The 14417-nt window shown below is 67.3% G+C and carries 14 protein-coding genes; 4 read left to right on the plus strand and 10 right to left on the minus strand.

Translation table 11 applies throughout. From position 1 onward, the window contains the following. Window position 1: 1 nt before the first annotated feature. From ACO2Q5_RS14455 to ACO2Q5_RS14465, 3 genes are read right to left on the minus strand one after another with little or no spacing between them, the layout of a single operon-like run. Window positions 2–766, minus strand: coding sequence for an enoyl-CoA hydratase/isomerase family protein (locus ACO2Q5_RS14455; RefSeq protein WP_423292238.1), 765 nt, complete (start codon window positions 764–766; stop codon window positions 2–4). Beyond that, window positions 763–2334, minus strand: a complete 1572-nt coding sequence (locus ACO2Q5_RS14460; protein ID WP_423292240.1) for an acyl CoA:acetate/3-ketoacid CoA transferase — start codon at window positions 2332–2334, stop codon at window positions 763–765. Before ACO2Q5_RS14460 ends, ACO2Q5_RS14455 begins: the two co-directional genes overlap by 4 nt. A 3-nt stretch (window positions 2335–2337) precedes the next feature. After that, entirely contained in the window at window positions 2338–3339 is a 1002-nt protein-coding gene (locus ACO2Q5_RS14465) for a Gfo/Idh/MocA family protein (RefSeq protein WP_423292242.1), read from the minus strand. A 193-nt stretch (window positions 3340–3532) separates the two neighbouring features. On the opposite strand from ACO2Q5_RS14465, the gene ACO2Q5_RS14470 reads away from it, so the two are divergent. After that, on the plus strand, window positions 3533–4363 hold the full coding sequence (locus tag ACO2Q5_RS14470; RefSeq protein WP_423292244.1) for a CHAD domain-containing protein: 831 nt from the start codon (window positions 3533–3535) through the stop codon (window positions 4361–4363). An 86-nt stretch (window positions 4364–4449) separates the two neighbouring features. Further along, complete coding sequence (locus tag ACO2Q5_RS14475) at window positions 4450–4629, plus strand: CTP synthetase (protein WP_423292246.1); 180 nt, start codon at window positions 4450–4452, stop codon at window positions 4627–4629. A gap of 22 nt (window positions 4630–4651) precedes the next feature. On the opposite strand, the gene ACO2Q5_RS14480 is transcribed toward ACO2Q5_RS14475, so the two are convergent. Further along, a complete protein-coding gene (locus tag ACO2Q5_RS14480; protein ID WP_423292248.1) occupies window positions 4652–5425 on the minus strand; it encodes an alpha/beta fold hydrolase in 774 nt (257 codons plus the stop codon). 96 nt (window positions 5426–5521) lie between these two features. Between ACO2Q5_RS14480 and ACO2Q5_RS14485 the strand changes: the two genes are divergently transcribed. Then, window positions 5522–5893, plus strand: coding sequence for a hypothetical protein (locus ACO2Q5_RS14485; RefSeq protein ID WP_423292250.1), 372 nt, complete (start codon window positions 5522–5524; stop codon window positions 5891–5893). On the opposite strand, the gene ACO2Q5_RS14490 is transcribed toward ACO2Q5_RS14485, so the two are convergent. From ACO2Q5_RS14490 to glyA, 4 genes are all read right to left on the minus strand, one after another. After that, entirely contained in the window at window positions 5884–6744 is an 861-nt protein-coding gene (locus ACO2Q5_RS14490; RefSeq protein ID WP_423292252.1) for a DUF817 domain-containing protein, read from the minus strand. The genes ACO2Q5_RS14485 and ACO2Q5_RS14490 overlap by 10 nt on opposite strands. Before the next feature lie 10 nt (window positions 6745–6754). Next, the gene (locus ACO2Q5_RS14495) at window positions 6755–8035 is read right to left on the minus strand and encodes an MFS transporter (protein WP_423292254.1); all 1281 of its coding nucleotides are present in this window, start codon (window positions 8033–8035) and stop codon (window positions 6755–6757) included. A 26-nt stretch (window positions 8036–8061) separates the two neighbouring features. After that, window positions 8062–8595, minus strand: coding sequence for an RNA 2'-phosphotransferase (locus ACO2Q5_RS14500; protein ID WP_423292256.1), 534 nt, complete (start codon window positions 8593–8595; stop codon window positions 8062–8064). Between the two features lie 75 nt (window positions 8596–8670). Further along, window positions 8671–9954, minus strand: coding sequence for a serine hydroxymethyltransferase (gene glyA, locus ACO2Q5_RS14505; protein ID WP_423292258.1), 1284 nt, complete (start codon window positions 9952–9954; stop codon window positions 8671–8673). A 191-nt stretch (window positions 9955–10145) separates the two neighbouring features. On the opposite strand from glyA, the gene ACO2Q5_RS14510 reads away from it, so the two are divergent. Beyond that, window positions 10146–10916, plus strand: a complete 771-nt coding sequence (locus ACO2Q5_RS14510; protein WP_423292260.1) for an NAD kinase — start codon at window positions 10146–10148, stop codon at window positions 10914–10916. Window positions 10917–10976: 60 nt separating this feature from the next. Here the strand turns inward: ACO2Q5_RS14510 and ACO2Q5_RS14515 are convergent, their stop codons facing one another. Together ACO2Q5_RS14515 and prpE are read right to left on the minus strand one after the other, a co-directional pair. After that, window positions 10977–12404 carry a sigma-54-dependent transcriptional regulator gene (locus tag ACO2Q5_RS14515; RefSeq protein WP_423292262.1) on the minus strand — a complete coding sequence of 476 codons (1428 nt, stop codon included), beginning with the start codon at window positions 12402–12404 and terminating at the stop codon, window positions 10977–10979. A 60-nt stretch (window positions 12405–12464) separates the two neighbouring features. Next, on the minus strand, window positions 12465–14357 hold the full coding sequence (gene prpE, locus ACO2Q5_RS14520; RefSeq protein ID WP_423292264.1) for a propionate-CoA ligase PrpE: 1893 nt from the start codon (window positions 14355–14357) through the stop codon (window positions 12465–12467). Window positions 14358–14417 lie beyond the last annotated feature (60 nt).

Genomic DNA, 14417 nt, shown 5'->3' on the forward strand with positions numbered 1-14417 from the left:
CTTATTTCCCGGAAAACAGGGGCTTGCGCTTGTCGGCAAAGGCGGTGACGCCTTCGTTGCGGTCGTCCGAGGCGGAAATGGCGGCAGAGCCGAGCGCCTCGACCATGGCGGCATGGTCTTCGCCCGCGGCGGCATGGATCATGGATTTGGCGATCTCGACCGCGCGGGGCGACAGGTCCAGCACCTTTGCGGCGATGGCCCGGGCGGCCTCGCGCGGGGTGTCGGAGATTTCGGCGGCGAAGCCCAGGGCCAGCGCGTGGTCGGCCCCGATCCGGCGCCCGAAGAGGGCCATTTCCTTCACCACGGGTTCCGGCAGCAGGCGGTGCAGCCTTTGTGTGCCGGACCAGCCCGGCACGATGCCGACGCCCGGCTCAGGCAGCGCGATGGTCGCGCGCGGCGCCATCACCCGGATGTCGCAGGCGGCGGCCAGTTCCAGCCCGCCGCCGAAGGCATGGGCGTGCAGAACCGCGATGGTGGGCTGCGCCAGCCGGGCCAGCCGGTCAAAGATCCGGTGGCCGCCGCGCACCCAATACCGGGCGAATTCGGCGGGGCTCAGCGCGCCCCAGGCGAGGATATCGGCGCCGGAGCAGAAGCATTTGGCCTCCTCGGCGATCAGCAGGACCACGCGGGCATCGGATCGTTCGATCGTCTCCAGATGCGCGGCCAGCTGGTCCAGCATCGGCACGGTAAAGGCGTTCAGCTTGGCCGGATTGTCCAGTCGCAGCTCGGCCATGCCGCCGTCTATGGTCAGGTGAACCGCGCTCATGGTGTCCACCCCATCGGGCCCTTCTGCAACAGGCTCAGCGGCATGACGGAGGCGTTTTCGGCCACGCTCACCCGGCCATGGCTGGCGGCCACGATGTCGCGGGCGGGGTCGATGCCGGGCATGATTTCGGTGGCCACAAGCCCCGCACCGGTCAGCCGGACAACGCAGCGTTCGGTGATATAGAGCACCTCCTGCCCCTGTTCGCGGGCGCGCGCGCCGGAGAAGGTCACATGTTCGACTTTGTCAACAAACTTGGTGAACTTGCCCGGCTGGGTCACTGAAATCCCTGTTTCGGACAAGTCGATCTGGGCCGCCGCCTCGAACCATCCGGAGAAGACGATCTTTTTCGCATGCGAGGTGATGTCCACGAACCCGCCGCAGCCCGCGGTCAGATAGGGCTTCTTGCCCAGTTTGGACACGTTGACGTTGCCCTCCGTGTCGATCTCAAGAAACGACAGGAAGGACATGTCGAAGCCCGCGCCCTGAAAGTAGATGAACTGCTGGGGCGAGGGGACGAAGGCATAGGCGTTGGACGCGCAGCCGAAGGCAAAGCCGGTCAGCGGCATGCCCCCCACGGCGCCCTGTTCGATGGCCCATGTCACCGCCTGCGGATGGCCTTCCTCCAGCAGAATGCGCGGGACCTGCGCCGAGATGCCGAAGCCGAGGTTCGCGGTCATCCCGCCCTTGAGCTCCATCGCCGCGCGGCGGGCGATGATCTTTTCCACCCCGTATTCAGCCAGGGAAAAGCTGTCCCAGGGCCGCATGATCTCACCCGAAATCGCGGGATCATAGGGGGTTTCTGTGGTCTGGCGCTGGTCCGGGTCCTGCACGATCAGATCGACCAGATGGCCGGGCACCCGCACGTCATGCGGGCGCAGGGAACCGCGGGCCGTCACCCGCTTCACCTGCGCGATGATCAGCCCGCCGTGGTTGCGGGTGCAGATCGCCTGCTCCAGCCCCCCGAGATAGGCGCCTTCGTGTTCATAAGTCAGGTTGCCGTCCTCATCCGCGGTGGTGGCGCGCAGGATGCAGACATTCGGCACGATGTTCGGGAAATGTAGCCAGGTCTCGCCGCCGAACTCCACACGGGCCACGATGGGCGCCGCCGCCCCGGCCGCATTCATCGCGCAGCCCTCGCGCATGGGGTCCACAAAGGTCTGCAGGCCGACCTTGGTCAACACGCCGGGGCGGCGGGCGGCTGTTTCGCGGTGCATGTCGTAAAGGATGCCCGAGGGCACGTTATAGGCGGCCACCCGGTCCTCGACGATCATCTTCCAGATCTCGGGCATCGGCAGGTTGGAGGAGCCGGACGGGTAGGACCCCGCCAGCACCCGCGACAGAAGCCCGTCCTGTGCGATCCAGTCGATCCCCTTCACGCCGTAAAGGTCGCCCGCCGCAATCGGGTGCAAAGTCGTGATTCCGCGCGGATGGCCTTCGGCCCGGAACCGCTCTCCCAAGGCTTTCAGCACCAGATCAGGGCAGCCAAGCGCCGAGGAGGAGGAGACGGTCACGACCGCCCCGTCGGGGATGCGGGCCACGGCGTCAGCGGGAGAGGTCAGTTTGGTCATGTCTCAGATCTTCGGATAGGAAATGGTCTGGCGCTGGCCGGTGCGGGCGGCCTCGCGCACGGCAAGGGCGATGGTCAGGGATTTCACCCCGTCCGCGCCGGTGGCGGCGGGCTGCCCCTTGCCCTGTACGGCGGCGACAAATTCGGCCACGCCGGTGGCGTAGAGGTCGGCCACGGAATAGGGCACGGTTTCCGATCCGCGGGCGGTGATCAGTTCCACCTCGCCCACCGGGCGCTGTGTCATCACACCCCGCGCAAAAATCGAACCTTCGGTGCCATGCACCTCCAGCCCGGAGCCTGCGAAAGGATGGGTAAAGCTTTCGTGGCTGAACACCATCGCGCCCGAGGGCATGGTCCAGACCGACATCACGCTGTCTTCGACGCCCTGGCCCATGCCGCTGGCATTCATCTGGGCAACGACGGACACCGGGTCTTCGTCCAAAAGGAAGCGGGTCACGTCCGCATCATGCACGGTGATGTCGGGGATCACGCCGCCACCCGCTGCCGGATTGTCGATCCGCCAGCCCTGCAGATGCGGCGGCAGGTGGACGGCGTGGAACAGGCGGACCGACAGCACCCGGCCGATGCGACCCGCACGGATCAGATCGCGGATCGCGCGGTGGCTGCCCGAACAGCGCAGGTGATGGTTGGTGGCGAAGGTCACACCCGCGGCCTCCGCGGCGCGGACCATCTGCACAGCCTCATCCGGGGTCATCGCAAGCGGCTTTTCGCACAGCACATGCTTGCCCGCGGCAATGGCGGCCATCGCCTCGGCCAGATGCTTTTCATTGGTGGTGGAGATGTAGACCGCATCGGTTTCCGGATCGGCCAACGCCTCGCTCAGGCTCGTGCCGGAATGGGGGATGCCGTGTTTCGCGGCATAGGCGGCGCCACGCTCTGCGCTGGAGGACACCAGCCGATGCACTTCGTCGCCCGGCTGGGCGCGGAAGGCGGCGATCATATATTCGGCGGCAATCGTGCTTGCCCCCACCAGTGTCCAGCGCATCCGGGTCTCCCTCCCCCTTGGCGGCCCTCATCCCTTTGAGAGTGATTTGGACCGTTCCAATATTGTTTGGACCGTTCCAATCATCTTGTCAATCCGATTCCAGCTTTGGGAAACGCGGCGGCGGCGGCCTTGCTGACGCATATCCGTTACATCTCTGACGTATCACCCGCGCGAAGGTCCACAGGGGCATGACGTGACTGAAGAGACGACCGAAAACCCGGGCCTTTCTGCTGCGACAAGTGCCGAGGCGGCCTTTGCGTCGATTGTGGCCGATTGCTGCGCCGAGATTGACCGTCAGCTGGCGGCCGTCCTGATCTCGGACCATGAAAGCGGGCCGCACAAGGCGCGGGTGGCGTTGCGGCGGCTGACCACGGCGATTGATGCCTTTGCGCCTATTCTGCGCAGGAAGGCCGCTGCCGCATTGCGGGCCGAGGCGAAGTGGATCTTCCGCCTGCTGGGGCGGCTGCGGGATGCCGATGTGTTCCTTGCCGCGCAGGACGCCCCGCCGCGCAAGCTCTTGCGCGAGACGGAGAAGCTGCGCGACGAGGTGCGGGCCGAACTGCGCGGGCGCAAGGCGGTGACCTTCGCGCCGCTGATGTCGCGGGCCATCGGCCCCGAAGGCGGGCTCTTGCGGGAAAAGCCGCGCGGTCTGGCGGCGCGGGCGGCCCCGGTCGGGCGGCTGGCGGGCGGGGCGCTGGATCAGGCCTGGGCCACCGCGCTGTCCCATGGCGCGGATCCGGCAGAACTGGCCGAGGAAGAGCTGCACAGTTTCCGCAAGGATATGAAGACCCTGCGCTATCAGGCTGAATTCTTCGCGCCGATCTGGCCCGATGCCCCCTGGCCGCCGTTCCGCGCGACGCTGCAGGATCTGCAGGATGAACTGGGCCTGATCAACGATCTGGCCAATGCCCGGGCGCGGGGACACCAGCCCGACCCCCGGCGCGAGGCCAAAGCGCGGGAAAAGGCCATGGCCCATTGGGCCGATCTGCGTGCGGCGGGGCCGTTCTGGTCCATGCCTGCGTAATTTGACGCGGATCAAAGTGGCGCGCGGCAAAGGGTGACAGAAGGGGAAGGCGCGGACCCGAAGCCCCTTTTGCAAGGACCCAAGCCATGACCCGCCTTTTTCTGATCATCTACACGCTGGCCGCCTCGGTGTTGGCCGGATCTGCGGTGGTCGCCGCGCTGACCATGGGGCTGGTCGCGGCCAAGCCCATCGTTCTGGCCGCGGTGGCGGGGGCGCTGGTCGCGCTGCCGGTGGCCTGGGTCGTGGCGCGACAGATGGAAAGCTGACGCCGCGGACAGGATTGGGCGTTCAGGCGTTCAGGAACACCCGGACGGTTTCCTCGAATTCGCGCGGTTTGTCGGCATGCAGCCAATGGCCCGCGCCCGGCAGTTTGGCGAACCGCGCATGGGGGAACAGCGCGCGGATCGCTTCGCGGTGTTCGGGGCGGACGTAACGGCTTTCGGCGCCGGTCAGGAACAGGGCCGGGCCGTCGAATTGCCCGGTCGTGCCCGGCCAGCCGACGATTTTTGCCATCTCGGCTTCGATCACATCCAGGTTCAGCCGCCAGCGCGGGCCGCCCTCGGCCTTCAGATCCAAAGATTGCAGGAAGAAGGCGCGCAGCCCCGCATCCTCCACCAGGGCGCTGAGCCGCCGGTCGGCCTCTCCCCTTGTGGTGACGTCGGTCAGGTCCAGCGCGCGCATGGCCTGGGCATATTGGCTTTGGTCATGGGCGTAGGCGACCGGGGCGATATCGGCCACCACCAGCCGCCGGACCAGCGCCCCATGGGTCAGCGCCAGCTGCATCGCCGCCTTGCCGCCCATCGAATGGCCCAGAAGATCGGCCCGCCCGCCCAGTTCTCCGATCACTGCGGCGATGTCCGCCGCCATCTCCGGATAGCCTTGCGTCGGAAACCGCGGGCTTTCGCCGTGGTTGCGCTGATCCACCGTCACCACCTCGCGTGTGTCGGCCAGCCGGCGCGCGATCACGCCCCAGTTCCTGCCAGAGCCGTAAAGCCCGTGCACGATCAGCAGCGGCGGCGCATCGGTTGGCGTGGCGGCGGGGTATCGGGTCATCGCAAGCATGGCATTTTCATAACGAACCGCCATCAGAGTGGCCAGAGCAGTTGAAGCCGCCGCGCGCAAAGCCGATACTCGCCCCAGACAGAACGGGGCAGCACAATGAGCGTCGCAACCATCCGCCAGATGGCAGACCGCGTGGCGGATCTGATGGAGACCCGGCTTCGGGTCAAAGGCCGCGATCTGCCGGAAAAGCTGAAGCGGGGCGGCGGCCGGCTGCCGCGCAAGGTGCGCAATGCGGCCTCGCTTCTGGCCGAGGCGTCGGAGATGGCGCTGAACCCCAAGCTGCAGGTCCGGGTGGATGAGGGCCGGGTGGCCGAGGCCTATGACATCTGCGTCCGTCATCTGGCGCCCATCGGCCGGGCGGACCGGCGACGTGGGGCACTGGCTTCGGTCGGGGCCTCGATCGCGTTTTCACTCTTGGTGGTGGGCGGCGGTCTGATCGCCTTTCTGGTCTGGCGCGGCTATCTCTGACCTGTGTCCGGCCGGGTGATCCGGTTGCGCAGCACGACCGAGACGGTGACGAAGGCCACATAAAGCAGCAGATACCATGACCCGATCTTGGCAAAGCTGACGGCCATGTCGGGCCTTTGCCCGGCATAAAGCCATGTGCCGGTCAGGGTCCCGATATTCTCGGCCACCCAGAGCGCAAGGCTGGACAGAAAGGCCGCCAGCGGCAGCGGCATCCACCAGTCCCGGTCGGAGATGCGGAAGTAAATCCGCGTCCGGCCGAACAGCAGCAGCGTCGCCGCGAACAGGACCAGCCGGATATCGGGCAGGAAGTGGTGCGCAAAGAAGTTCACATAGATCGCGCCCGCCAGGAGCAGCGTCAGCCAGAACGGCGGATAGGGCGTGAACCGCATGTCGAAGATGCGGATCACGCGGGCCATGTAGCTGCCCACGCTGGCATACATGAAGCCCGAGAACAGCGGCACACCAAAGAGTTTGAACAGCCCCGGCTCCGGATAGGCCCAGCTTCCGGCGCCGACCTTGAACCATTCCATCGCCGTGCCGGTCAGGTGGAACAGCAGGATCACCCGCGCCTCCTCCCATGTCTCCAGCCGCAGCCACAGGAACAGCGCCTGCGCGGCCAGCGCGAAGAGGAACAGCGCGTCATACCGGGTCAGGACCCAATCCGCCTGCCAGACCGCCTTTGAGATCAAGATCGCCGCCAGCAACAGCCCGCCGAACAGGCAGGCCCAGCCCTGTTTCAGCACGAACATGGTGAATTCGCGCAGGCCAAAGGGCAGGTGGCGGCGGGCCCAATCGCCCATCCGGCGTTCAAGGCGGCGGGTTTCGCGCGGCGGGGTGGGGCGGTCGGTCATGGCCGCCCCCTCATGGCCGCCCGGTTTCGGCCAGCGCGGCGAACCGGCGGTGCAGCGCCCGCCATGTCAGGGCGGCCACCAAGAGAAAGCCGAAGGCGGCGGTCCAGAACGGCAGCACCAGCGCCTGACTGCGTGGCAGAGGCCCTTCGGCCAGCCGGACCAGCCCGCCCGACAGCGCCAGACCCAAGGGGATCATCCCCCAGGCCAGCAGCCGGTAGAGGCTGTTCACGCGCCCCAGCAGCCGGTTCGGGATCGCCCTCTGCCGGGTCGCGACGGAGACGGTGTTCCAGATCAGACCGGTCACCTCGAACAGGAAGAACGTGGCGGCCAGCACCCAGGCGTTCGGCGCCAGCCCGACGCCCAGAAAGGTGATGCCAGACAGCAGCATCATCCATTGCGCCGTGCGCCCGGGGCCAAGGCGGCGCACCACCCATCCGCCCGAGAGCCCGCCGAGAATGCCGCCCACGGCGCCCGCGGCCAGGATCAGCCCGTAAACCTCAGCCGAAAGCCCAAGGTTTTCCTGCACATGCAGGATCAGCGCCACGATCATCATATTGTGGAACAGGTTCCAGAACCCGGTGATCCATGCCAGAAGCCGCAACAGGGGCGCGTCGCGCAGAAAGGCCCAGCCCTCGGCCAACTCGGCCCTCCAGCCGCGGCGTTCGGCCTGCGGCGGGCGGAAATCACCCGCGATCCCCGCCATCAGCAGCGCGGCCAGCCCATAGGCCAGCGCGTTCAGGCCAAAGGGCAGCGGTACGAAGGCCGCGACCAGAACCGCCCCAAGCGCCGGGCCGATCAGTGCATTGCCGATCAGCTCGACGCTCCACAGCTGGCCATTCGCCTGCTCCAGCCGGTCATGCGGCACCAGCGAGGGCAGGACGGTCTGCGCGGCATTGTCGCGGAAGACCTCGGCCACGCCCACCACCGTGGCGGCGGCCAGCAAGGCGGCAAAGGCAAAGGGCGCCGACAGGCCGGTGGCCGGCGGATCGGCCAGCGGCAGCGCCGCGAACAGCGCCACGGCGGCCAGCAGGAAGGCCAGCGCGCGGATCAGGTCCATCGCAAGGATCAGCCGCCGCCGGTCCACCCGGTCCGCCACCAGCCCCGCCGGAATGGCGAACAGGGCCCAGGGCAGCCGCAGAGCCACTGCCACCGCGGCAATCAGCAGCGGATCCCGCGTCAGCAGCGAGGCGACCCAGGCCCAGGCCAGCGAGGCGATCCCGTCGCCCAGATTGGTCAGCCCGCTGGCCGCGATAAAGCGGGGCAAGGCCGTGCGGAACAGGGAAAGGCGCAATCGGAACTCCGGCAAAGGCGGCAGGGTCACCCCGCCGAAAGCGCCTCAGGCGGTACGAAATCCGTCAGCCAGACGCCGTTGTCTGAGCGGTAGAACACTTGCCCGGCCCGCGCAAGCGCGCCCGCCGCGACGGTCAGGACAACCGGAGCCCCGTGCCGCGCGCCCACCTTGCGGGCAGTTTCCACGTCCGCCGACAGGTGGACGTGCTGGCGCGTCATGGGGCGCAGCCCTTCGGCCAGAACGACGGGCACGGTCGCGGTGGCGGTGCCATGCCACAGCACCTCGGGCGGCGTACAAGGCGGAAGGTCCAGATCGACCGAGATGGAATGGCCCTGACTTGCCCGGATGCGCTGACCATCCGCGGACAGCGCAAATCGCTGCTTGTCGTTCTCGGCGACGATCTGCAGCAGTCTGTCACGGGACAGCGCAAAGGGCAGGCGGGCCAGAAGGTCGGCCACATCCGCCCAGCCTTGCGGGTCCAGCGCAATACCGATCTTGTCAGGCTGGTGGCGCAGAATCAGGCTCAGGAAACGGCTTTTGTCTTTGTCATTTCTTATCATGCCGCAGGGTGGCATGCCCGGGGCAAAAGCAAAAGGCCCCGCTGTGCGGGGCCTTCTGACCATCAGACGCCGCAGTTAAAGCGTCGGGTAAAGCGGGAACTTCGCGCACAGCGCCGCGACTTCGGCCTTCACCTTGGCCTCGACCTCGCCGTTGTCGTCACCATTCTTGGCCAGCCCGTCGACGACCTCGACGATCCAGCGGGCGATCTGGCGGAACTCGGCCTCGCCAAAACCGCGGGTGGTGCCTGCCGGGGCGCCCAGACGGATGCCGGAGGTGACGAAGGGTTTTTCCGGATCGAAAGGCACGCCGTTCTTGTTGCAGGTGATGTGGGCGCGGCCCAGAGCGGCCTCGGCCGCTTTGCCGGTCACCTTCTTCGGCCGCAGGTCGGCCAGACACAGGTGGTTGTCGGTCCCGCCCGAGACGATGTCGATCCCGCCCTTCATCAGCTCATCCGCCATGGCGGCGGCATTGGCCTTGACCTGCGCGGCATAGGCCTTGAACTCGGGGCGCAAAGCTTCGGCAAAGGCCACGGCCTTGGCCGCGATCACATGCATCAGCGGGCCGCCCTGAAGCCCCGGGAACACGGCCGAATTCACCTTCTTGGCGATCTCTTCGTCATTCGTCAGGATCATGCCGCCGCGCGGGCCACGCAGCGATTTGTGGGTCGTCGTCGTCACCACATGCGCATGCGGCAAGGGCGAGGCATGGACGCCGCCCGCCACCAGACCGGCGATATGCGCCATGTCCACATGCAGATAGGCGCCCACCTCATCCGCGATGGCGCGGAAGGCGGCCCAGTCCCATTCGCGGGAATAGGCGGTGCCGCCGGCAAGGATCAGCTTCGGCTTCGATTCCAGCGCCTTGCGACGGACTTCGTCCATATCCAGAAGCTGGTCCTGCTGGCGCACGCCATAAGAGACGACGTTGAACCACTTGCCCGACATGTTCACCGGCGAGCCGTGGGTCAGGTGGCCGCCCGAGTTCAGATCCAGCCCCATGAAGGTGTCGCCCGGCTTCAGCAGGGCCAGAAACACCGCCTGGTTCATCTGGCTGCCCGAGTTGGGCTGCACATTGGCGAATTTGCAGCCGAACAGTTCCTTGGCGCGTTCGATGGCCAGCGTCTCGGCCACGTCCACGAACTGGCAGCCGCCATAGTAGCGCTTGCCCGGATAGCCCTCGGCATATTTGTTGGTCAGGACCGACCCCTGCGCCTGCAGGACGGCCAGCGAAACGATGTTTTCCGAGGCGATCAGCTCGATCTCGTCGCGCTGACGGCCAAGCTCTGCGGTGACGGCGCCGAACAGCTCGGGGTCGCGCGAGGAAAGGTTTTCGGTGAAGAAGCCGGTGTCGCGGGTCATGCGCATCTCCCCATGGGCCAAAGGTTGCCGGTTGTTTAGATCAGGGAACCCGCAGGGGAAAGGCCGGAAAACGACACGAAAGCCCCGCGCGCGCGAAATCCTGTCCTGCCGCGCGGCCGGGCGGTGAAATTCCCTTGCCGGGGTTGAGTTTCCCGGCGCCCGGGGTGAAGGTGCCCGGCAAGGAGTGCCCCATGACGCAGCGGATCAGGTTCACGGCCTCGAAGGCCCCGGCGGCGCAGGAGGCGCTGGCCCGCCTGACCGCGCGTTACGGACAGACCGACGCCCGCCGGGCCGAGGTCATCGTGGCGCTTGGGGGCGACGGTTTCATGCTGGAAACGCTGCATGCCAATGAAAAGGCCGCGCGCGATCTGCCGGTCTACGGGATGAACTGCGGCACCATCGGCTTTCTGATGAACGGCTATTCCGCCGAAGCCCTGCCCGAGCGGCTGTCTGCTGCGGAAGAGGCGATCCTGAACCCCCTCTCGATGCGGGCCGAGAATGCGCGCGGAAAGGTGACCGAGGCGCTGGCGGTGAACGAGGTTTCGCTTCTGCGGCAGGGGCCGCAGGCGGCCAAGCTGCGCATCACCGTGGACGGGCGCGAGCGGCTGGCCGAACTGGTCTGCGACGGTGCGTTGGTGGCCACGCCTGCGGGGTCGACCGCCTATAACTATTCAGCGCATGGGCCGATCCTGCCCATCGGGGCGGATGTGCTGGCGCTGACGGCGATGTCGGCCTTCCGGCCGCGGCGCTGGCGCGGTGCGCTGCTGCCGAAGCCGGCCGAGGTGCGGTTCGACGTGCTGGAGCCGGAAAAGCGCCCGGTGATGGCCGATGCCGACAGCCGGTCGTCGGTGCGCGATGTGATCTCCGTCGTGGTGCAGTCCCAGCCAGATGTGCGCCACCGGCTGCTGTTCGACCCGGGTCACGGGCTGGAGGAACGGCTTATCCGAGAGCAGTTCGTCTGAAACCCGCGCCTCCCTCCCCCCCTTTGTGGGGAGGGGCGGGGTGGGGGCTTTGCGGCGGAGTCACTCGCCTGTCCGCTGCCCCCAGGCCTGCAACTTACGGTAAAGGGTCGAGGGCGACACATCCAGATCGCGTGCCGCGCGCGGCACGGAACCGGCATTGCGCGCCAAAGCGGCGGCCACCGCCTGCCGCTCCACCTCGGCCAGGGTCAGGCCGCGGAAAGGGTCTTCTCCCGCAGGGACGGGCAGCGGGGCGGCCTGCGGTTGCGGCGGAAAGCCGGGGGGCAGCATCTCGGGCCGCACCAGCCCGCCCGGATGCAGCACCGCCACATTGCGGATGACGTTCAAAAGCTGCCGCACATTGCCCGGCCAGTCCTGCGCCAGAAGAAAGGTCTCGGTCTCGGGCGCCAGCCCGTCGAACACCTTGCCCTCCTCAGCGGCAAAACGGGTCAGCGCGGCGGCGGCGATCTGCACCACATCGCTGCCCCTGTCGCGCAGGGGCGGCATATGCAGCGGCACGACATAGAGGCGGTAATACAGATCCTCGCGGAAATGGCCGCGGCGGACCGCCTCCATCGGGTCGCGGTTGGTGGCGCAGACGATGCGCACATCCACCTGCCGCGGCCGGGTGGCGCCCACCGGCGTGACGGTCGAGGTCTGGAGGAACCGCAACAGCTTGGTCTGCAGGGCAGGCGCCATTTCGCAGATCTCGTCCAGAAACAGCGTGCCGCCATCTGCGGCCACCGCGGCGCCCGGCTTGTCGGTGATGGCGCCGGTGAAACTGCCCTTCACATGGCCAAAGACCTCGGATTCCAGCAGGTCCGGCGGGATGGCGCCGCAATTCAGCGCGATGAACGGGCCTTGGGGCCGGGTGGATTGCGCATGGATGGCCAGCGCGGCCAGTTCCTTGCCGGTGCCGCTTTCCCCGGTGATGAAGACGGTGGCCATCGACCGTGCCACCGCGGCGATGGTGGCATGCACTCGCGCCATCGCCGGCGACGACCCGATGAACGTGGCGGGGTCCAGCCCGGCGCCCGTGGTCCGGCCAGAGGCTGAACCCGGCGCAGGCCGCTGGCCAGCCGCATCGCGCAGCGCGCCCACCAGACGCGCCTCGTCCGCGGGTTTTTGCAGGACATCGCTGGCCCCGGCCCGCAGCGCGGCCACGGCGCCCTCTGCGGCCATCGCGGCGGCAAGCACGATCACGCCCGTGGCCGGGCGCAGGCTGCGGAATTCGGCGATCAGCGCCAGACCGTCCCGGTCAGGCAGCGCTGGTTCGATCAGCACGGCCTGCGGTCGAACGCTGCGGAACAGGCGCAAAGCCTCGTCCGCGGTGGCGGCCGGGCGCGGATCGAACCCGGCCGAGGCCAGAAGCGCCAGATGCCGCGTCCGTTCGGAAGGGGCGGGGTCAACGACCAGCACCACCGGAGCGCCGCGCCGAAGAGCGGGGGGGCGGGCTCCCTTGCGGGGCGGAGGGGCGGCGGGTTCGGGCATCTTGCCCTCAGGCTGCCATGGCGGGCAGGCCGGGGCAAGCCCGGCCCGCGGCAGGGCCTATCAGCCCTTTGCCAGACCAAGGCCGCGCAGGGCGGCGGTGATCTCGTCCAGAATGGCCGGATCGTCGATCGTCGCGGGCATCTTCCAGTCCTGCCCGTCCGCGATCTTGACCATTGTCCCGCGCAGGATCTTGCCGGAGCGGGTCTTGGGCAGGCGGTCCACCACGACAGCGCGCTTGAAATCCGCCACAGGGCCGATCTGTTCGCGTATCAGCGCCACGCATTCCTTCACCACATCGGCATGCGCGCGGTTGCACCCCTTGTTCAGGCACAGGAACCCCAGCGGCGACTGACCCTTCAGGTCATCGGCCACGCCGATCACCGCGCATTCGGCCACGTCGTGGTGGCTGGCCAGAACCTCTTCCATCGCGCCGGTGGACAGGCGGTGGCCTGCGACGTTGATCACGTCATCGGTGCGGGCCATGATGTAGAGGTAGCCGTCTTCGTCCACATAGCCCGCATCGCCGGTTTCATAATAGCCGGGGAAGTGGTCCAGATAGGATTTGCGGAAGCGGGCTTCGGCGTTCCACAGCCCGGGCAGGGTGCCGGGCGGCAGCGGCAGTTTCACTGCAATGGCGCCAAGCGTGCCGGGCGCCACCGGATGGCCGCCTTCGTCCAGAACCTGCACGTCATAGCCCGGCATCGGCACCGAGGGGCTGCCGATCTTCACGGGGAGCGGTTCGATCCCCATCGGGTTGGCGGCGATGGCCCAGCCGGTTTCGGTCTGCCACCAATGGTCTATTACCGGCACGTTCAGATGGCGCTGCGCCCAGAGGATGGTATCGGGGTCCGCCCGTTCGCCTGCCAGATAAAGGCATTTCAGGGTGCGCATCGTGTAGTCTTTGACCAAAAGCCCCTCGGGGTCGTCACGCTTGATGGCGCGCAGGGCCGTTGGGGCGGTGAAGAACGACTTCACCTTGTTCTCGCTGATCACCCGCCAGAAGGTACCCGCATCCGGGGTGCCCACGGGTTTCCCCTCGAAGACCACGGTGGTGCAGCCCGCGATCAGCGGCGCATAGCAGATATAGCTGTGCCCCACGACCCAGCCCACGTCACTGGCGGCCCAGAACACCTCGCCCGGGTTCATGTCGTAGATGGCCTTCATGGTCCAGTTCAGCGCCACCAGATGGCCCGCGGTCGGGCGGACCACGCCTTTGGGTGCGCCTGTCGTGCCTGAGGTGTACAGGATATAGGCCGGATGGTTGCCCTCGACCGGCACGCATTCAGCCGGTTCCACGCCATACTGGAAGGTGTGCCACGCCACGTCGCGGCCCTCGACCAGCTTGGCAACCTCTTGTTCGCGCTGGAAGATCACGCAGAAATCGGGCTTGTGGGTCGCCATGTCCACGGCGGCGTCCAGCAGCGGTTTATAGTGCACGGTCCGGTTCGGCTCGATCCCGCAGGAGGCGGCGATGATCGCCTTGGGCGTGCAGTCGTCGATCCGCACCGCCAGTTCGTTCGCGGCAAAGCCGCCGAAGACGACCGAGTGGATGGCACCGAGACGGGCACAGGCCAGCATCGCCTCCAGCGCCTCGGGGATCATCGGCATGTAGATGATGACGCGGTCGCCCTTTTCCACGCCCTTGGCGCGCAGGGCACCGGCAAGGCTGGCCACCCGTTTCTGAAGCTCGGCATAGGTGATGCCTTTTTTCAGATGGGTGACCGGGCTGTCATGGATGATGGCAAGGCTGTTGCCGCGCCCGGCCTCGACATGGCGGTCGACGGCGTTCCAGCAGGTGTTCACCTGCGCATCGGAGAACCATTCGTAAAGCGGCGCCCGGCTGTCATCCAGCGCGCGAGAGGGCGGGCGGACCCAGTCGATCCCCTGGGCGGCCTGCATCCAGAACCCCTCGGGGTCGGCTTTCCATTGACCATAGACCTCGGCGTAACCCATCACAGCCCTCCTCCAAAGCGTGGCATTTGTTACGTCACCCGGGGGCAGGGCGGCAACTTT

Origin of the sequence: Neotabrizicola sp. VNH66 (assembly GCF_049445895.1) — a bacterium.
GTDB lineage: Bacteria > Pseudomonadota > Alphaproteobacteria > Rhodobacterales > Rhodobacteraceae > Pseudogemmobacter.

Bases quoted from the DNA above. Each gene is read 5' to 3' on its own strand.
- ACO2Q5_RS14485 (WP_423292250.1), top strand. From the start codon at position 5,522: ATGAGCGTCGCAACCATCCGCCAGATGGCAGACCGCGTGGCGGATCTG.
- prpE (WP_423292264.1), bottom strand. From the start codon at position 14,357: ATGGGTTACGCCGAGGTCTATGGTCAATGGAAAGCCGACCCCGAGGGG.
- ACO2Q5_RS14510 (WP_423292260.1), top strand. From the start codon at position 10,146: ATGACGCAGCGGATCAGGTTCACGGCCTCGAAGGCCCCGGCGGCGCAG.
- ACO2Q5_RS14480 (WP_423292248.1), bottom strand. From the start codon at position 5,425: ATGCTTGCGATGACCCGATACCCCGCCGCCACGCCAACCGATGCGCCG.
- ACO2Q5_RS14475 (WP_423292246.1), top strand. From the start codon at position 4,450: ATGACCCGCCTTTTTCTGATCATCTACACGCTGGCCGCCTCGGTGTTG.
- ACO2Q5_RS14500 (WP_423292256.1), bottom strand. From the start codon at position 8,595: ATGATAAGAAATGACAAAGACAAAAGCCGTTTCCTGAGCCTGATTCTG.
- ACO2Q5_RS14460 (WP_423292240.1), bottom strand. From the start codon at position 2,334: ATGACCAAACTGACCTCTCCCGCTGACGCCGTGGCCCGCATCCCCGAC.
- ACO2Q5_RS14515 (WP_423292262.1), bottom strand. From the start codon at position 12,404: ATGCCCGAACCCGCCGCCCCTCCGCCCCGCAAGGGAGCCCGCCCCCCC.
- ACO2Q5_RS14490 (WP_423292252.1), bottom strand. From the start codon at position 6,744: ATGACCGACCGCCCCACCCCGCCGCGCGAAACCCGCCGCCTTGAACGC.
- ACO2Q5_RS14455 (WP_423292238.1), bottom strand. From the start codon at position 766: ATGAGCGCGGTTCACCTGACCATAGACGGCGGCATGGCCGAGCTGCGA.
- ACO2Q5_RS14465 (WP_423292242.1), bottom strand. From the start codon at position 3,339: ATGCGCTGGACACTGGTGGGGGCAAGCACGATTGCCGCCGAATATATG.
- glyA (WP_423292258.1), bottom strand. From the start codon at position 9,954: ATGACCCGCGACACCGGCTTCTTCACCGAAAACCTTTCCTCGCGCGAC.